We start from the raw sequence: 19681 nt of genomic DNA, 5'->3' as shown, positions 1-19681 counted from the left end.
GGTAGAAGAATGATCCGGTTTGGAATTATTGGTACGAATTGGATTACAGATCGATTTATTGATGGAGCAAGTAAACTAGATAAATTTCGATTAAATGCAATCTATTCACGAACAGAAGAAAAGGCAGCGGAATTTGCGGGCAAGTACAATGTGGAACATACATATACCGATCTTGACGAGTTTACAAATAGTGAACAACTAGATGCAGTCTATATTGCATCGCCTACAGCATTACATAGTGAACATGCGATTGCATGTCTAAAGGCAGGCAAACACGTTATTGTCGAAAAACCTTTTGCATCAAATGAACAAGAAGTACAAGCAATGATTGATACAGCTAAACAGCATAATGTCGTTTTAATGGAAGCAATGAAAACAACTCATGTGCCTAACTTTCGATTAATTCAAGAAAGCCTAGAAAAAATTGGCCCGATTCGTCGCTATGTTGCAAACTTTTGCCAATACTCATCACGATATGATAAATATAAAGAGGGTATCGTGCTAAATGCGTTCAAACCTGAATTATCGAACGGATCTTTAATGGATATCGGTGTCTATTGTATCTATCCAATGATAGCTCTTTTTGGAGCTCCAGAGCGTGTGAAAGCAACAGCTTATATGCTGGATTCTGGTGTTGATGGAGAAGGAACGGTTACAGTCGATTATCCTTCTTTAAACGGTGTGGCCATGTTTTCCAAAATCACGAATTCCTCCCTCCCATCTGAAATTCAAGGGGAGAAGGGCTCCATAGTCATTGGCAAGTTCTCTGATATGGACGATGTAAAAATCGTTTACAAAGATGGATCTGAAGAGAAGATAGACGCTGGGCAAAAGGAAAATACAATGTATTATGAGGCAAAATCTTTTATCGAGTCGATTGAGAATAATGAAATAGAAAATAAAGTGAATACATGGGAAAACTCATTGGAAACAATTCGCGTCCTTGACGCAGCAAGAAAAGAAATTGGAATAGTATTTCCAGCTGATAAAAAATAGCTTTTAATATCTCTGCTTTGGAACAACACTCGCTTTCCGTGGGCGAACCACGGTCATCATCACCAGTTTTATTTGATGTCTCACTAGCATACTTAAAAAGAAGGCTATTTTCTAAAAAATGGTGGTTTTCAGATTAGTTTGGGAGAGCGGAAAACGTCCGCCTAGAGCGAACCCGAACGGCGTGTAAAAAAGAGGCTGTCACTCCATTAATGGAGTGACAGCCTCTTTTTAGTTATTTAGTTTCGAATTAAATGATCGAATGCACCTAATGCTGCGGTAGCACCAGATCCCATGGAAATAATAATTTGTTTATAAGCGCTATTTGTACAATCTCCTGCTGCAAAAACACCAGGAATGCTTGTAGTACCACGCTCATCTACAATAATCTCTCCAAATTTATTTACTTCCAAGGTATCTTTCAACCATTCTGTATTTGGTACAAGACCTATTTGGATAAACACACCTGCTAGAGCAATATTATGCTCATCTTCCGTTTCACGATCGACATAGCGAAGGCCTTCTACCTTATCCGAACCATAGATTTCTTCGGTCTTCGCATTCGTGATAACTGTTACGTTTGGTAAGCTGTGCAAACGTTCTTGCAATACTTTGTCTGCTTTAAGTTCTGGTAAGAATTCAAGTACGGTGACGTGCTTCACGATACCTGCTAAATCAATAGCAGCCTCGACACCAGAGTTTCCACCGCCGATTACAGCTACATCTTTGCCTTCAAAAATTGGGCCGTCACAGTGTGGACAGTAGGCAACCCCTTTGTTTTTAAATTCTGCTTCACCAGGTACTCCGATATTTCGCCAGCGGGCACCAGTGGAAAGCACAATTGTTTTACTCTTCAATGTTGCGCCGTTTTCTAACTCAACTTCAAAGTTATCTTTTTTCGTTAAAGATTTAGCACGCATCGAGTTCATGATATCTACATCATAATCACGGACATGCTCTTCTAGTCCAGAAACGAGTTTAGGTCCTTCTGTATATTTTGTCGTGATGAAATTCTCGATTCCTAATGTATCTTGTACTTGTCCGCCGAAGCGTTCCGCAACAACGCCAGTTCGGATTCCTTTACGTGCGGCATAGATTGCGGCGCTCGCTCCAGCTGGACCACCGCCGACAACAAGTACATCAAATGGATCTTTGTCATTTAATTCAGACACGTCTACACTGCTTCCTAGTTTTTCTAGGATGCTTTCTAGTGTTTGGCGTCCATTAACAAAGGATTCACCGTCTAAAAATACAGCAGGAACAGCCATTACGTCTTTACTATCTGCCTCGTCTTTAAATGCTGACCCTTCAATCATTGTATGTGTGATGTCTGGGTTCACAACACTCATCAAGTTTAATGCCTGCACGACATCAGGGCAGTTTTGACAAGACAGGCTTACATAGGTTTCAAAATGTAATGGTCCTTCAAGCTGCTTGATTTGCTCGATCGTTTTTTCATCCACTTTTGGTGGTCTTCCGCTTACCTGTAACAATGCTAATACAAGCGAAGTGAATTCATGACCAAGTGGAACACCGGAAAACACAACGCCAGTGTCCTCGTCAACACGATTGATGCTAAAGCTTGGTGTTCTTGGGAAATCACCTGTCTCAACTGAAATTTTGTCGGACATGCTTGCAATTTCATTGACTAGTTCATCAACTTCTTTTGAAACATCATCAGATCCAATTTTCGCCTTAATGACGATATCATTTTCCAACAGTTTCAAATATTCTTTAAGCTGTGATTTTATATCTTGATCAAGCATTTTAATCCTCTTCTCTTAAATTTTACCTACAAGATCGATACTTGGTTTTAATGTTTCGCCGCCTTCTTCCCATTTAGCTGGGCAAACTTCACCAGGGTTGTTACGTACGTATTGAGCTGCTTTGATTTTTTTGATTAATGTACTAGCGTCACGGCCAATACCTTCTGCATTGATCTCTGCTGCTTGAATAATTCCCTCTGGATCGATGATGAATGTACCACGATCAGCAAGCCCCGCGTCTTCTCTTAATACGTCAAAGTTTAGTGAAAGTTGGTGTGATGGGTCACCAATCATTGTGTATTCAATTTTGCCGATTGCATCAGAGCTTTCGTGCCATGCTTTATGTGTAAAGTGAGTATCAGTAGAAACGGAATATACTTCTACTCCTAGCTTTTGTAACTCTGCATATTGATTTTGTAAATCTTCTAATTCTGTTGGGCAAACAAAAGTGAAATCTGCTGGATAGAAGCAAACAATGCTCCAGTTCCCTTTGAAGTTTTCTTCTGTTACATCGACAAATTCCCCTTGACGGAATGCAGATGCTTTAAATGGCAATACTTCCTTACCGATTAATGACATGTGAATGTCCTCCTTTAGAAATTTATATTGGTAGTATTATTTTATTTACTAAAATTATGTAAATAAAATAATTATTATTCTATATTAATTATTGATAACTTAATTCGATTTGTCAAGAATATTGCTAAGCAACTAACGAAAATAAAATATAAACGCCATTACCAATTAATAATCTAAAATGAGAATATAAGTAATATTTACAGATAAAGGCCCATTTCGTATTCATTGTTGTTTTTATGACACAGGTGATCAAAACTGCTCAATAGTGAAGTGTAAAATGGAGTGCGCCTATATCCCACTCATTTTTGGCTACTGCTATTATGACGCTCCGCCAACATACTTCGCTTTCCGCGGGCACGGCTTCAGCTTCCTCGACAGCTCATACTTCGCTGTCTGCGGAATCTTCAGCTCGTGCTGTTCCCGCAGGAGTCTACGTATGTTGTCTACGCTGGTGGTGATTACCTGATGATTGAAAGAAGCTGATGAAAACAACATTTCGATAATTCCTACTAACATCAATAGAAAACCTTACTAAGCTGCGGAAAAATACGAGACTCCTGTGGGAAAGGAACAGTCTGAAGCCCCCACAGGAAGCGTTCTTTGCTTCCGAGGAGGCTGAAGCGTTCCCCACGGAAAGCGAGTGTTTTTCCGCAGCGACGATTAAGCACACAGTGTGAGACGAGTGATTGAGTATTTTTTTTATTTCATATTGTTATCATTCAATATTGTCTTTATTTTTTGCTATAATGAGTAAATGGATAAGGAATCGCGATTAATTGGAGGATCAGGATTGTGTATAATATCGAAAATTGGAAACATGTATTTAAGCTAGATCCAGCTAAAGATATAGACGACAAGGTGCTAGATCAATTATGTGAATCTGGCACAGATGCTATTATAGTTGGTGGTACAGATGATGTGACATTGGACGGTGTATTATTTCTTTTAAGCAAAATTCGTCGCCATACCGTACCAGTTATTATGGAAATTTCTAATATTGAATCTGTAACGCCAGGCTTCGATTACTATTTTGTACCAATGGTGTTAAATAGTCAAAGCAAAAGGTGGATGATGGATATACAACATGATGCCGTTGTTGAATACGGGGATATTATCAATTGGGACGAGATGCTAGCAGAAGGTTACTGCATAATGAACGAGCAGTCAAAAGTATTCCAACATGCTGACTGCAAATTACCATCTAAGAAAGAAGCGATAGCTTATGCAAGGATGGCAGAGCACTTATTCCATTTTCCTTTTTTCTATTTAGAATATAGTGGTACATATGGTGACTCGGAAATGGTACAATCGATTAGCCAAGAATTGAAACAAACGAAATTCATTTATGGAGGCGGCATTGAAACCAAAGAACAAGCCGCTGAAATGAGTGAGTATGCCGATATAATTGTAGTAGGTAATGTCATTTATGATAATCCGAAAGAAGCGTTAAAAACGGTAAAAGCAACAAAGTAAAAGGATGGTGTTACAATGAGTCGGATGATGCACGACTTGTTAAAAGGATTAAACCAACAACAGCGTGAAGCTGCACAGCATACAGAAGGGCCATTACTGATTATGGCAGGAGCGGGTAGTGGCAAAACGCGAGTTCTCACACATAGGATTGCTTATTTGCTAGACGAAAAACAAGTGTCACCTCGCAACATTCTCGCCATTACCTTTACAAATAAAGCAGCACGAGAAATGAAAGAAAGAATCGCAGGATTAGTCGGTCCAGCAGGCAATGACATGTGGGTATCCACTTTTCACTCCATGTGTGTCCGCATTCTCAGAAGAGATATAGACCGAATAGGATACAGCCGTAATTTTTCTATCCTAGATAGCGGAGACCAATTGACCGTCATTAAAAATATCGTAAAAGAAAAAAACTTAGACCCTAAACAATTTGAGCCTCGTGCTTTTTTAGGGGCGATAAGCAGTGCGAAGAACGAATTGATTACTCCTGAGAAATACGTGGAAACGGTTGGGAATTTCTATGAAAGACAAATAGGGGAAGTTTATCAGGAATATCAAAAGAGGTTGCGAAAAAATCAGGCATTAGATTTCGATGATTTAATTATGCAGACGATTCATTTGTTTAAGCGTGTGCCAGAGGTACTGGAATACTATCAGCGACGTTTTCAATATATACACGTTGATGAGTACCAAGATACCAACCATGCCCAATATTATTTGGTTAAGCAGCTCGCTTTAAAGTTTCAAAATCTATGTGTTGTCGGGGATTCGGATCAATCGATCTATGCTTGGCGCGGAGCAGACATAACCAATATTCTTTCATTTGAAAAGGATTATCCTTCTGCGAAAGTGGTAATGCTAGAGCAAAACTATCGTTCCACGAAATCTATTTTACAAGCAGCCAATCAAGTGATTGAAAACAATGCTGGGCGTAAGCCGAAAAACCTTTGGACGGAAAACAATGACGGGGCCAAAATTCATTATTTTCATGCCTCAACAGAACGAGAAGAAGGTCTTCATGTAGCCAACAAGATTGAGAGTTATGTAAAGGGAAATAAATATCGTCATAAAGATATTGCCATCCTTTATCGTACTAACGCGCAGTCTCGAGCGATTGAGGAAACGTTTATGAAGGCGAATATTCCGTACCAAATGGTTGGCGGTACTAAATTCTATGATCGAAAAGAAATTAAAGATATGCTTGCATACTTACGCTTGATCGTTAACCCTGATGATGACATTAGCTTTGTCCGTGTGGTTAATGAACCAAAGCGAGGAGTTGGCAAGACATCACTTGATAAATTGCAAGCATATGCCGCAGCAAATGATATTTCGTTGTACACAGCAGTACAAGAAGTAGATTTCGTTGGGGTTAGTGCTAAAGCTGCGAAATCGCTTATGCAATTTGGTCAAATGATTAAAAATTGGGAGCAACAGCAAGAGTTTCTCACAGCAACAGATATGGTGGAAGAAGTGATTGGAAAAACAGGCTATGAAGAAATGCTGCTAAATGAAAGAAGTATTGAAGCCCAGACACGATTAGAAAATATTGAGGAGTTCAAAACGGTGACAAAGCATTTTGAAGAAACCAATGAAGATAAAACACTGGTCAACTTCTTAACCGACTTAGCTCTCGTTTCAGATATTGACAGAATGGATGAAGATCCAACCGCTGATGATAAGGTAACAATGATGACGCTCCATGCAGCGAAAGGTCTAGAATTCCCTGTTGTCTTTTTAATCGGGATGGAGGAAAATGTCTTTCCGCATAGCCGCTCGATGATGGATGATGATGAAATGCAAGAGGAAAGACGACTTGCATATGTTGGCATTACAAGAGCAGAGCAGATGTTACATGTTTCTCATGCCAAGATGCGTACTTTATTTGGACGGACGAACATGAATCCTATCAGCCGTTTTATTAATGAAATTCCAGAAGAATTGGTCGAAGGGAAAGAAGAAGCGACGGAGTCTATGTTTGGATCAAGCGGTGTGGATATTTCAGATGATTCATTGCCATTTGGACAGCCAAATCCTAAGCCGAAAAGAAAAGCTAGAAAAATCGAAAATCCGTCTACTGGTGGAGAAAAAATGGCATGGCAAGTAGGAGATAAAGCCTCACACAAAAAATGGGGAGAAGGAACTGTCGTCAAAGTGGAAGGAAAAGGTGATGCAATGGAATTAGATATCGCTTTTCCAGCACCAACTGGTATTAAAAGAGTTCTGGCTAAGTTTGCGCCGATAACAAAAAGCTGATAAGGAGGTGCAGTAAATATGACGGAACAAGAGGCGAAAAAGGAGTTAGAATCACTTCGAGAAGCATTGAATCAATACAATTATGAATACCATGTGTTAGACAACCCAACCGTTTCAGATTTTGAATATGACAAAAAAATGCAGGAATTAAAGGAAATAGAAGAATCTTTTCCATCTCTTATCATGCCAGACTCTCCTTCTCAACGAGTGGGCGGTGAGCCGTTAGATGCATTTAAAAAAGTAAATCATCGCGTCCCAATGCTTAGTTTAGGCAATGCCTTTAATGAAGAAGATCTTAAAGATTTTGATCGCCGTGTACGAGAAGGGCTGGATGCTGACCATGTCACCTATGTTTGTGAATTGAAAATAGATGGCTTGGCCATATCCTTACGTTACCAAGATGGATTATTAGTTCAAGGAGCAACAAGAGGGGATGGGACAACTGGTGAAGATATTACAAGTAATTTGAAAACAATCAGAAGTATCCCGCTTCGAATTAAGGATGAAAATCCAATTGAAGTAAGAGGAGAAGCCTTTATGCCACAGTCGGCGTTTCTTTCCTTAAATGAAGCAAGGGAAGCAAATGGGGAAGAGCCATTTGCTAACCCAAGAAATGCTGCTGCTGGTTCTTTACGGCAATTAGATCCGAAAATAGCAGCCAAACGCCAGCTGGATATCTTTATATATGCGGTAGGAGAATGGGAATCAGGTACTCTAGCTACGCATAGTGAAAGGTTACAATATTTACAGGAGCTTGGCTTTAAAACAAACCCAGAATGGCAAAAATGTGATGGGATAGAGGAAGTCATAGACTATATAGACAATTGGGTAGACCAACGTGCCAATATATCTTATGACATTGATGGCATCGTCATTAAAGTAGATAATCTCGAAGCACAGGAACAGTTGGGTTTTACCGCAAAAAGCCCAAGGTGGGCCATTGCTTATAAATTCCCAGCGGAAGAAGCAGTCACCACCTTAACCGATATTGAACTTAGTGTAGGTCGTACAGGTGTCGTGACCCCCACTGCCATTTTAGATCCAGTCAAAGTGGCGGGAACTACCGTGCAAAGAGCCTCTCTTCACAATGAAGATTTAATTAAAGAAAAAGACATCCGAATCAGCGATACTGTTGTGATAAAAAAAGCTGGTGATATCATCCCAGAGGTTGTCCGTGTCGTAGAAGATATGAGAGATAAAGAGTTAGAGCCATTCTCGATGCCAAACGAATGTCCCTCTTGTCAAAGTGAGCTTGTACGCTTAGAGGAAGAAGTGGCTTTAAGATGTATTAACCCGAACTGTCCAGCACAGTTAAAAGAAGGTTTAATTCATTTTGTTTCAAGACTTGCGATGAATATCGACGGTTTAGGTGAAAAAGTGATAGAGCAGCTGTTCAGAGAAGGATTGATTCATACCATTGCGGATCTATACAGGCTGGAAAGAGAAGAACTATTAAAGCTTGATCGTATGGGAGAAAAATCTGTTCAAAATTTACTAAAGGCGATTGAACAATCAAAACAGAACTCACTGGAAAAGCTGTTATTTGGGTTAGGCATTCGTTATGTTGGTTCTAAAGCTGCCCGTACCTTAGCAGCTCATTTTGAAACAATGGAAAATTTGCAAAAAGCGACGTTGGATGATTTAGTTGCCATTGATGAGATAGGAGATAAAATGGCAGATTCGATTGTTCGCTACTTTGAAGATGAAGAAGTAGAGCACTTGATAAGCGAGTTAAAGAAATTAGGACTGAATTTCACATACGATGGTCCGAGAGCAGCAGATGTTTCAGAGGATAGTCCGTTTTCAGGCAAAACAGTCGTATTGACTGGGAAACTCGCTATTTTTACAAGACAGGAAGCGAAACAAAGAATCGAGGCTCTTGGAGGAAAAGTGACGGGAAGTGTGAGTAAGAAGACGGATCTGTTAATTGCTGGAGAGGATGCTGGTTCGAAGTTGGATAAGGCGAAAAAGCTGGATGTCGATGTATGGGATGAAGTTCATCTGCAGGAAGTGCTAGAGGGGGAATCGGAATGAGACGTTATTTTCTTGTAACCCTTATATTTGTTTTATTCATGGCTGGCTGTGCGCCTGACTTTGGCGAGCAGGAAGAAGCGGTGGTGGATGAATCCATTGAGGATGCTGAGCAGGATACGGCAATTATCCCTAAATATAGCTTGTCAGAGCAAAATTATCGAGTGTTGATTGATTCTAAGTTAAGTAAGGCGCGCGGTGTGATAACGAATCAGGTGGCCAATCGTTTAGATATTGATGAACTGGAAGAGGGATTGCGCCGTCATTCTAAAACGGTGTTTAGTCCAGATGACCACTTTTTTCAGGAAGGCCAATATATTACAGAGGATATCTTATATGATTGGCTGGAACGTTATGATGAAGAGGAAGAGCCGCTAGGATTAAATCCAGAGATCAATTTAGAGGGAGATGTCGATCCTGTAGAAGAAGAAGCGGATAATCCGAAATATTTGTCTCATGTGTTAGAGCAAAATTATTTAAAGAAAACAGATGAGGATGTGGTGGAACTAGCTGGTATTTCCATTGCGATTGCGATGAAGTCGGTATATCGTTATCGAACAGAGATCGGTGGCCCTTATTATTATGAGGATATTTCTCGAGAAGATATGATACGAGAGGCAAATGAGGTTGCTGCTGAGGTGGTTCAGCGTACACGTCAAATTGAGGGGTTAGAAAATGTCCCGATTATGCTGGCGCTTTATCGAGAGGCAGAGCAAAATGATCTTGTCCCGGGTAATTTTGTAGCTAGGACAGTAATAGCAGAGGATAGTGCATCTGTTGGCAATTGGGAGGCTATCGATGAAGAATATGTGTTATTTCCGTCCAATTATGGGGAAAGTACGTATCCTGATACATGGGCAACATTAGTAGACTTTGAGTCAGATGTAGCATCTTATTTTCCTAATTATGTAAGTGTGATTGGGAAAGGGTTCTATCAAGAAGAACAATTACGAAATTTGAAGATTGAAATACCTGTTTCTTTTTATGGGAAAGCAGAATTAATTGGTTTTACACAGTACGTATATGGATTGGTGATGTCTGGATTCCCGAATAATTATGATTTGGAGATTAATATTACTTCTGGCGATAAGCAAGAAGCGTTGATTATTCGCGAGGCTGGAGCGGAAGAAGGTTTTGTTCATATCTATCATTAATCCTTTTTAACACAAATTTGTTTTGCAAATATGAGATTAATGGTAAAATAAATGTTATGGATTTCACAAATAGTTTATGAATTTTAGTGGAGGTGACAAGAATTATGGCTGAAATTTCAAAAGATCAAGTAAAGCACGTGGCAAATCTGGCGCGTTTGGCTTTAGAAGAGGAAGAAGTAGAGAAAATGACCAAACAGCTTGGTGATATTATCAATTATGCTGAGCTTTTAAATGAATTAGATACAGATGACGTAGAGCCAACGACACACGTGTTGGACCTAAAAAATGTGATGCGCAAAGATGAACCAAAAGAATGGATTAAGAAAGAAGATGCATTAAAGAATGCACCAGACGAAGAAGATGGACAATTTCAAGTGCCATCAATTCTAGAATAAGGGAGGCTGTGACTGTGTCATTATTTGACTATACGTTAAAAGAATTGCAAGACAAGCTACATAATAAAGAAATTAGTGTTAGTGATCTTGTGGAAGCTTCTTATGCTCGTATCAACGAGGTAGATGATCAAGTCAAAGCGTTTTTGACATTAAACGAGGAAGAAGCGAAAGAACAAGCTAAACAATTAGATGAACAATTAGGAGAAAATCCATCCATTTTATATGGGATGCCGATTGGGATAAAAGATAACATTGTTACAAAAGGATTGCGTACAACTTGTGCGAGTCAAATTTTAGACAATTTAAATGATCCATTATATGATGCGACAGTAGTTGAAAAGCTGAAAGAGGAAAAGACGGTAACGATTGGGAAATTAAACATGGATGAATTTGCGATGGGTTCATCTAACGAAAATTCTAGCTACCAAAAAACACGTAACCCATGGAATACGGACTATGTCCCAGGTGGATCAAGCGGGGGATCAGCCGCATCTGTTGCAGCAGGTGAAGTATTTTTCTCCTTAGGCTCTGACACTGGCGGTTCGATTCGTCAACCGGCAGCCTTTTGTGGTGTCGTTGGATTAAAACCTACTTACGGTCTTGTATCTCGTTTTGGTTTAGTAGCATTTGCGTCATCCTTAGACCAAATTGGACCGATTACCCGTACGGTAGAAGACAATGCTCATTTATTACAGGCAATTGTTGGACAAGACAAAATGGATTCTACTTCAGCAAATGTAGACGTTCCAAATTATAGTGAAGTTATAAACCAAGACGTGGAAGGATTGCGCATTGCTGTCCCAAAAGAATATTTACAAGAAGGGGTTAACCCTGAAGTAAGAGAAACGGTACTTGAAGCTTTAAAACAATATGAAGAATTAGGAGCAACTTGGGAGGAAGTTTCTCTACCACACTCTAAATATGCAGTTGCTGCTTATTACTTATTATCTTCATCTGAAGCTAGTGCGAACTTAGCACGTTTTGATGGCGTACGCTATGGTGTTCGTTCGGAAAAGGCAGATAACATGTTAGATATGTTTAAGCTGTCTCGTGCAGAAGGATTTGGAGATGAAGTAAAACGCCGTATTATGTTAGGTACATTTGCGCTAAGCTCTGGTTACTATGATGCTTATTACAAAAAAGCGCAAAAAGTACGTACTCTAATCAAAAATGATTTCGAAAAAGTATTCGAAGACTATGATGTAATTGTTGGACCAACTACTCCAACTCCAGCGTTTAAAGTTGGAGAAAACATTGATGATCCATTAACGATGTATGCTAATGATATTTTAACTATTCCAGTAAACCTTGCAGGTGTTCCGGGAATTTCTCTTCCATGTGGATTCTCTAGTGAAGGTTTACCAATTGGATTGCAAATTATCGGCAAGCACTTTGATGAATCTAAGGTGTATCGTGCAGCACATGCATTTGAAAAAGCAACCGACCATCATAAAAAACGTCCTAGCCTAGGAGGTGAAGCATAATGACAAACTTTGAAACAGTTATTGGTCTAGAGGTGCACGTTGAATTAAAGACGCAATCGAAGATCTTTAGTCCGAGTCCTAATGCCTTTGGTTCAGAACCCAATGCAAATATTAATCCAATTGACTTAGGTTACCCAGGAGTTTTACCTGTATTAAATGAAGAAGCAGTGAATTATGCGATGAAGGCTGCGATGGCGATTAATTGTGATATTGCGACAGATACGAAATTTGATCGTAAGAACTATTTCTATCCAGATAACCCGAAAGCCTATCAAATTTCTCAATTTGATCAGCCGATTGGCGAAAATGGATGGATTGAAATCGAAGTGAACGGAGAGACAAAGAAAATCGGTATTACTCGCCTTCACTTAGAAGAAGATGCAGGGAAGTTGACACACAAGGATGACGGCTATTCTCTTGTTGATTATAACCGACAAGGTACACCTCTTGTAGAAATTGTATCAGAGCCTGATATTCGTACACCTGAGGAAGCGTATGCTTACTTAGAAAAATTGAAAAACATCATTCAATATACAGGTGTTTCTGACTGTAAGATGGAAGAAGGATCTCTTCGTTGTGATGCTAATATTTCGATTCGTCCTGTTGGACAAGAGGAATTCGGTACTAAGACAGAATTGAAAAACTTAAACTCTTTCTCTTTTGTGCAAAAAGGACTAGAGTTTGAAGAAAAGCGTCAACGTGAAGTTCTATTAGATGGCGGAGAAATTTTACAAGAAACGCGTCGTTATGATGAGCAGAAAAAAGAAACAATTCTAATGCGTGTGAAAGAAGGTTCAGATGATTACCGTTATTTCCCTGAGCCAGATTTAGTACCGCTTTATATTGATGAAGCATGGAAAGAGCGTGTTCGTGCTGAAATCCCTGAATTACCGGATGCTCGTCGTGAACGTTATGTGAATGAATGGGAGCTTCCAGCATATGATGCAGGTGTGTTAACAAGTACGAAAGAGATGTCTGACTTCTTTGAAGCAGCGATTGACGCAGGAGCAGACGTCAAGCAAGCTTCGAACTGGCTAATGGGTGAAGTTTCTGCTTATATGAATAAACAACAAGTAGAAATTCATGATTTAAAAATGACGCCAGAAGCACTAGCGAAAATGATTCAATTAATTGAAGACGGCACTATCTCTTCAAAAATGGCGAAAAAAGTCTTTGCAGAACTTGTAGAAAAAGGTGGAGACCCAGAGAAAATCGTCAAAGAAAAAGGATTAGTGCAAATTTCGGATGAAGGGCAGCTTCGTGATATCATCACTGGAATTCTTGATGAAAATGAACAATCTATTACGGATTTCAAAAACGGGAAAGACAAAGCACTTGGATTCCTTGTCGGTCAAACGATGAAAGCAACAAAAGGACAAGCTAACCCGCCAATGGTAAATAAGATTTTGAAAGAAGAAATCGAAAAGAGATAGTAAGATAAAGGACTGCATGAATGATGCAGTCCTTGTATTTTGGCTTTATTCATAGTGTAAATAGTTGCAATATATAAGAAATCCATTATGATGATTAATAGATGCAACGATAAGAGGAGAATGACAATGAAACGTGCTCGAATCATTTATAATCCAACATCTGGTCGAGAAGGATTTAAAAAGGAATTAGCTAACGTTCTCATTCGTTTTGAAGAGGCCGGCTATGAAACATCGGTTCATGCTACAACAGGTGAAGGTGATGCGACAAAAGCAGCCAAGTATGCTGTGAAACGTGAATTTGATCTTATAGTTGCCGCTGGAGGAGACGGAACCATTAATGAAGTCATTCAAGGCATCGCAGAGCAAGATTATAGACCAAAACTAGCGATTATTCCAGGTGGTACAACGAATGATTTTGCACGTGCTCTCAGCATTCCTCGTGAAATTCATAAAGCAGTAGATGTGATTTTAGAACAAAATATCCGACCACTGGACATCGGGAAAGTGAATGATCACTATTTCATGAACATAGCTGGTGGCGGGAAGCTAACTGAACTGACTTATGAAGTGCCAAGCAAATTGAAGACAGTTTTGGGTCAATTAGCTTATTATTTAAAGGGTGTTGAAATGCTCCCATCCTTACGGCCAACAAAGGTTCAAATCGAATATGATGGAAAATGGTTTGAAGAAGAGATCATGCTATTCTTAGTGTCTAACACTAACTCAGTAGGTGGTTTCGAGAAACTCGCTCCAGAAGCTAAAATGGATGATGGCTATTTTGATCTCGTTATATTGAAGAAAATGAATTTAGCCGAATTTGTGCGAATTGCCAGTCTTGCTACAAGGGGAGCACATTTAGGAGATAAAAACATTTTCTATACAAGAGCCAATAGGATAAAAGTGAACACAGAAGAAAAGATGCAATTAAACCTCGACGGGGAGTATGGCGGTTTATTACCCGGAGAATTTATGAATCTATATCAGCATATTGAATTTTTTGTATCAAAGGAATTCTGTGATAAACAGGATAAAATAGAAACGTAAGATAGGCTATATGCTATGCTTAGCATATAGCTTTTTACATCTTTTGATTAAAAATGACTATCATAAAATGACAAAGCATGTGGAAATATTAGTGTAAATAAAATTATTTCCCAGGAAATGATGAAAATAGACATGAAATTTTCTATTTGTTGTTGTCTATGATAAAATTTGGACAGCATACGATGTCGAATGACGAGTGTTGACGAAGATCGTGACATAATGAAGAAGGTACATATCTGTCAAGAAGGACGTTGATAATATGGGAAAAGCAACACCACCAGTAAAGAAAAACCAAATGATTGAGTTAAGTTTCGAGGATATCACACACGAAGGCGCAGGTGTCGGTAAAATAAACGGATATCCTTTATTCGTTCCATATGGCTTACCTGGAGAAAAGGCGCAAGTAAAAGTCATAAAAGTAAAGAAGAATTTTGGATTTGGGAAATTAATCGAAGTAACGGATAGAAGCACAGACCGAGTTGATCCACCTTGTGATGTGTTTTACAAATGTGGTGGATGCCAATTGCAGCATATGAGTTATGCCATGCAATTAGAAATGAAGCAAAATCAAGTGAAAAGTGCTCTGAAGAAAATCGGACATATTGAGGAGATTCCAGTTCATCCTACGATAGGGATGGATGATCCGTGGCGCTATCGAAATAAAGTACAAATGCCAGTAGGAACAAAAAACGGGAAATTAGTTACAGGCTTTTATCGAAAAAGAAGTCATGACATTATCGAAGACATGGATCATTGCATCATCACAGATGAAGTAAATGATCGAATGGTGGATGCAGTACGGGAAATAGCGAGCCGACTTGGTATATCTGCTTACGATGAAAAAAATCATCGTGGCCTCTTACGTCATATTATGGTCAGATCAGGAAAAGAAACCAATGAAACAATGATTGTTCTAATCACTCGAAAAGAAGACATTCCCCAGTTGCATAAGCTAGTAGATGAGCTAACAGAAACTTACCCGCATATTAAGTCGATTGTTCAGAATATTAACCCAGAGAAAACAAATGTGATATTAGGTAAAAAGACAAAGGTTCTTTGGGGTGCAGAATATATTTATGATGAAATAGGCGGCATTCGCTTTGCGATTTCAGCTAAATCTTTTTATCAAGTCAACCCTGTTCAGACAAAAAAACTATATGATCAAGCATTAAAATATGCCTCAATTACTGGAAGTGAAACAGTTATTGATGCGTATTGCGGGATTGGAACCATCTCGTTATTTCTTGCTCAGAAGGCAAAGAAAGTATATGGCGTAGAAGTTGTACCAGAAGCAGTTTCTGATGCAAAAGAAAATGCCAAGCTGAATCATATGGACAATGCGGAATTCTTTGTCGGACAGGCAGAAAAAGTGATGAATTGGTGGAATGCACAGGGATTAAGACCAGATGTAATTGTGGTGGATCCACCAAGAAAAGGCTGTGATGAAGAACTTTTACAAGCCATGATTGATATGAAACCTAAGCGAATCGTTTATGTATCATGTAATCCTTCTACTTTGGCAAGAGATTTAAGAATCTTGGAAGATGGTGGGTTTGAAACTAAAGAAGTACAACCAGTCGATATGTTTCCGCAAACGACACATATTGAAAGTGTGGCCGAGCTTGTGTTGAAGTTGTAACACACAATAAAGTCTTGTAAAACGAATAAAGTTTTGTGGAAAAACACACGAAATTATGAAAATAAGGTTCTGGAAGTGTGTGAGGTAAAAGAGGGGAAGCCAATTAATCTAGGGTTTCCCTATTTTACCTTATCAGAATTTATATCGTGTTACAGATGAAGTGAATACGACGTAGATTCCACGATTAGGAAGATAGATAAGCGCAACTACGTCTCTGACTTCACCAAAGGCTCGTCAATCGACGAGTTTTCTTTATCTAAGCATTAATTCACATTAGAAAGCCTTTTGGATAGAAAAATAATAATTTATTCTAAAAAAATAGGAGATACTAATATATTAATACATTTTACCGCAAGTTTTGGGTAGTTTATAATGAAGTATCAAACACAATAGAAGAAAAGTTGGGTAGTGTCTTATGACTAATCGGAAAAATAAAGGTTCTAAAAAATCTGTAAAAAAACAAAATAAACATAAAGGCAAACAAGCACTTCAGGGAAGTAAAAAAAAACATAAATTCAACACCAATCCTAATACACACCGTAAGCGGCATGGTGGGAAAAGTGTAACCGCAGAGGTAACCTGCTCAGGCCTTACTAATGAGGGGAAAGGTATATTCCTATGGGAAGGGAAGGAGCTTGAAGTAGAGAATCTGTTGCCTGGCGAAACAGCTGAGGTGATTATTTCTCGAAAGGGGCGATTTACTAAAACGGAGATAAAGCGTGTGATTAACTCTTCAGAAGACCGTGACATCCCCCCACACTCTTATTACTACGAATCTGGGGGATGTCAGATTCATCACATGAGTTATGAGGCGCAAGCACGTTTTAAGCAAAAAACCATAGACAAATTAATGAAACCTTTCGGAAAGCCGGAGCCTATCATAACCATGGACCATCCGTATGATTATCGAAATAAAAATACCATGACATTCGGTTTGAATAAAAAGCGACAGGTTATTTGCGGACTATACGCCCCAAATACTCATCAGATTATACCAATGGAGCGATCTCTCATTCACGATCCGAAAGCGGATGAAATTATACAAACCATCAAGGGTATGATGAACTCCTTTAAAATGCAGCCGTACAATGAAGACACTGGACGAGGATTCCTACGGCATGTGCTAGTAAGGGTCGGTAAGAACAGTGGAGAGATTATGGTGGTGTTAGTAGCTGCATCATCTATGTTTAAGGGAAAAAATAATTTTGTGAAAGCATTAAGAAAAGCTCATCCAGGGATTACGACTATGCTGCTGAATGTAAATAATAGGAGTGACAGTATGGTACTTGGCGAACAAGAGAAGGTACTATTCGGCAAGGGGACCATAACAGATACTCTCTGTGGATTGGAGTTCCAGATTTCGGCGAAGTCCTTCTATCAGATTAATCCAATTCAGACCGAAAAGTTATATACAAAGGCAATTGAAATGGCAGAGCTAACTGGAGAGGAAACCGTAATTGATGCATACTGTGGAATTGGTACGATTGGTTTGGTTGCGAGTCAAAAAGCTGGTAAAGTTATTGGTATAGAGCTTAATAAAGGTGCAGTCCGTGATGCCATTCGTAATTCAAAACGTAACGGCGTAAAAAATGCTCGATTCTATCAAGGAGATGCCGGGGAATACATGGTGCAGATGGCGGCACGGGGTGAACATGCAGATGTGGTCATTCTTGATCCGCCACGAAGCGGTAGCGATCAAGCGTTCTTGTCCAGTGTAACCAAACTGAAGCCGGAGCGAGTAGTGTATGTGTCATGTAACCCTGAGACACAGGCGCGTGATATGAAGTACTTGATTAAGAACGGTTATAAGGTAGAAGAGATTCAACCAGTGGATATGTTTCCTCAGACGGCGCATGTGGAGTGCGTCTCGCAACTTATTTTAAAAGACAGCTGATGATTTGGATGAGGTTTATTCCTTATTTCTCATGAGAAAAAGAAACTGCTACGAGTATGTTCTGTACTGCTTGGTTAACGGGTTATGTAACTAACAATACATCCAGCCAGTCCAAGGAGTCTTTTTGGAAAAATGCCCTCCACAAAATGTGAAGGGCATTGGAATAATGTACAAAGATTTTTAGAATTATTTAGCGGCTTTTGCAGCTTCTAGAGCACTTTCATAGTCTGGGTGATTCGTAACTTCATCTACATACTCTACATATGTAATTTTATTATTAGAATCTACGACAAATACAGCTCTAGTTAATAAGCGAAGTTCCTCTATTAGCGTGCCGTAGTTTTTACCGAAATCTGCTAGGTTGTGGTCTGATAATGTGTCTAAATTCTTTACATCATTGGCTGCACACCAGCGAGTTTGTGCAAATGGTAAGTCCATACTAATAGTTAATACCTGTACATTTGGAATCGAATCAGCTTCTTTGTTAAAGCGGATTGTTTCCTCAGAGCATACCCCAGTATCAATGGAAGGTACAGCAGAAATTAACTTAACTTTGCCTTCATAGTCATCAAGTGTAACGGTTTCTAAGTTATTTGATAATACTTTGAAATTTGGAGCTGTATCACCTACTTTAACTTCATCTCCAAGTAAGGTGACAGGTTCTTGTTTAAAAGTAACAGAAGCCATAAAAAAATTCCTCCTAATAATTTATTGATTTTATCTATGACAAATCGAACTAACACCCGCAAGAATTTCTAATTATCATAGAAGGTGGGAGTTCGATATGACTCATATAGTTTGGGTTGTTAATTTTATTAATAAGCATATCTAAAGCTGTACGACCAATCGTTTCAGGTGGTAATACAATGTTTGTAACTGGTGGGTTGACTATTTGTGACGAAGAAAAATCTCCGAAACCTATAATAGCAATATCATCAGGTATATTTAATTCTAATTCTTTTAACTCACTAAAAGCTCCAATTGTCATGAGGTCATTTTGGACAAAGAGAGCGGATATTTCTTTGTTTTTAGAAAGTAACTCTTGTACTGCAGTTGCTCCACCTTTTACACTAGATGATATTGACTTCAATATTTTTACTTTTTAACAAAATTATTCGAGATTTGACGTTGACACCGAAACACTTAAACTTTATTCTTGTTTATAAAAGTAAGTAAAACGATTAACTAATAAAACTCCTAAGAGTTGATGTTTGTTTTCCGATAGCAATTGAATTAAGGATGGATCCTGTCTGGAATAATTATGATTGTTACTTTGTCTATTGGTTTTATAACTCCTCCATCTCGGAGTGAATTTATTTGTGGGATCAAGTGTTTCTGGTATAAGTATGCCTATATTAGTAAGAGCTGTTGTACCATTCTTTCTAATTATGTTGCTTAGTCTAACGATATTAGCCATAATTTCACAATTAACTATGTTATTATTATAAGTTTAAAAATTGCTAAGAGAATATCGATAAAAAGCAGACTAGAATCACCCGATTCTAGTCTGCTTTTTTTGTGGGTAAATTCCATGTCGACT

General features: G+C 38.8%; 15 protein-coding genes. 11 read left to right on the top strand and 4 right to left on the bottom strand.

Annotation, left to right across the window (positions count from 1 at the left end; all coding sequences use genetic code 11):
• Positions 1-9 precede the first annotated feature (9 nt).
• On the top strand, positions 10-996 hold the full coding sequence (locus GHD00_RS16090) for a Gfo/Idh/MocA family protein (RefSeq protein WP_163539181.1): 987 nt from the start codon (positions 10-12) through the stop codon (positions 994-996).
• A gap of 236 nt (positions 997-1232) precedes the next feature.
• Here the strand turns inward: GHD00_RS16090 and ahpF are convergent, their stop codons facing one another.
• Both ahpF and ahpC read right to left on the bottom strand, forming a co-directional pair.
• Complete coding sequence (gene ahpF, locus GHD00_RS16085; RefSeq protein ID WP_163539180.1) at positions 1233-2759, bottom strand: alkyl hydroperoxide reductase subunit F; 1527 nt, start codon at positions 2757-2759, stop codon at positions 1233-1235.
• Positions 2760-2774: 15 nt separating this feature from the next.
• The gene (ahpC, locus tag GHD00_RS16080; protein WP_163539179.1) at positions 2775-3338 is read right to left on the bottom strand and encodes an alkyl hydroperoxide reductase subunit C; all 564 of its coding nucleotides are present in this window, start codon (positions 3336-3338) and stop codon (positions 2775-2777) included.
• Positions 3339-4130: 792 nt separating this feature from the next.
• Between ahpC and pcrB the strand changes: the two genes are divergently transcribed.
• The 10 genes from pcrB (at position 4131) to rlmD (GHD00_RS16030) (ending at position 18141) form a co-directional block, all read left to right on the top strand.
• A complete protein-coding gene (gene pcrB / locus GHD00_RS16075; protein ID WP_163539178.1) occupies positions 4131-4811 on the top strand; it encodes a heptaprenylglyceryl phosphate synthase in 681 nt (226 codons plus the stop codon).
• Between the two features lie 15 nt (positions 4812-4826).
• Positions 4827-7067, top strand: a complete 2241-nt coding sequence (gene pcrA / locus GHD00_RS16070) for a DNA helicase PcrA (RefSeq protein ID WP_163539177.1) — start codon at positions 4827-4829, stop codon at positions 7065-7067.
• A gap of 18 nt (positions 7068-7085) precedes the next feature.
• Positions 7086-9101: an NAD-dependent DNA ligase LigA gene (gene ligA, locus GHD00_RS16065; protein ID WP_163539176.1), complete on the top strand. Its 2016-nt coding sequence runs from the start codon at positions 7086-7088 to the stop codon at positions 9099-9101.
• Positions 9098-10252 (top strand): CamS family sex pheromone protein, encoded by a 1155-nt coding sequence (locus tag GHD00_RS16060; protein WP_163539175.1) that lies wholly within the window; start codon positions 9098-9100, stop codon positions 10250-10252. The genes ligA and GHD00_RS16060 overlap by 4 nt, the downstream gene beginning before the upstream one ends.
• Positions 10253-10356: 104 nt before the next feature.
• Entirely contained in the window at positions 10357-10647 is a 291-nt protein-coding gene (gatC, locus tag GHD00_RS16055) for an Asp-tRNA(Asn)/Glu-tRNA(Gln) amidotransferase subunit GatC (RefSeq protein ID WP_163539174.1), read from the top strand.
• Positions 10648-10661: 14 nt separating this feature from the next.
• Positions 10662-12131: an Asp-tRNA(Asn)/Glu-tRNA(Gln) amidotransferase subunit GatA gene (gatA, locus tag GHD00_RS16050; RefSeq protein WP_163539173.1), complete on the top strand. Its 1470-nt coding sequence runs from the start codon at positions 10662-10664 to the stop codon at positions 12129-12131.
• On the top strand, positions 12131-13564 hold the full coding sequence (gene gatB / locus GHD00_RS16045; RefSeq protein WP_163539172.1) for an Asp-tRNA(Asn)/Glu-tRNA(Gln) amidotransferase subunit GatB: 1434 nt from the start codon (positions 12131-12133) through the stop codon (positions 13562-13564). The genes gatA and gatB overlap by 1 nt, the downstream gene beginning before the upstream one ends.
• 126 nt (positions 13565-13690) lie before the next feature.
• Positions 13691-14608, top strand: a complete 918-nt coding sequence (locus GHD00_RS16040) for a diacylglycerol kinase (protein WP_163539171.1) — start codon at positions 13691-13693, stop codon at positions 14606-14608.
• Between the two features lie 259 nt (positions 14609-14867).
• Positions 14868-16247 carry a 23S rRNA (uracil(1939)-C(5))-methyltransferase RlmD gene (gene rlmD, locus GHD00_RS16035; RefSeq protein WP_163539170.1) on the top strand — a complete coding sequence of 460 codons (1380 nt, stop codon included), beginning with the start codon at positions 14868-14870 and terminating at the stop codon, positions 16245-16247.
• A 415-nt stretch (positions 16248-16662) separates the two neighbouring features.
• On the top strand, positions 16663-18141 hold the full coding sequence (gene rlmD, locus GHD00_RS16030) for a 23S rRNA (uracil(1939)-C(5))-methyltransferase RlmD (RefSeq protein WP_163539169.1): 1479 nt from the start codon (positions 16663-16665) through the stop codon (positions 18139-18141).
• Between the two features lie 186 nt (positions 18142-18327).
• Here rlmD (GHD00_RS16030) and tpx read toward each other — a convergent pair whose 3' ends face one another.
• Positions 18328-18828: a thiol peroxidase gene (tpx, locus tag GHD00_RS16025; protein WP_163539168.1), complete on the bottom strand. Its 501-nt coding sequence runs from the start codon at positions 18826-18828 to the stop codon at positions 18328-18330.
• Between the two features lie 49 nt (positions 18829-18877).
• Positions 18878-19231, bottom strand: coding sequence for a substrate-binding domain-containing protein (locus tag GHD00_RS16020; RefSeq protein WP_240468729.1), 354 nt, complete (start codon positions 19229-19231; stop codon positions 18878-18880).
• Between the last annotated feature and the right edge of the window lie 450 nt (positions 19232-19681).

The organism is Gracilibacillus sp. YIM 98692 (genome assembly GCF_010993965.1).
Lineage (GTDB): Bacteria > Bacillota > Bacilli > Bacillales > Amphibacillaceae > Gracilibacillus.
This window is presented reverse-complemented; position numbering and strand designations above follow the sequence as displayed.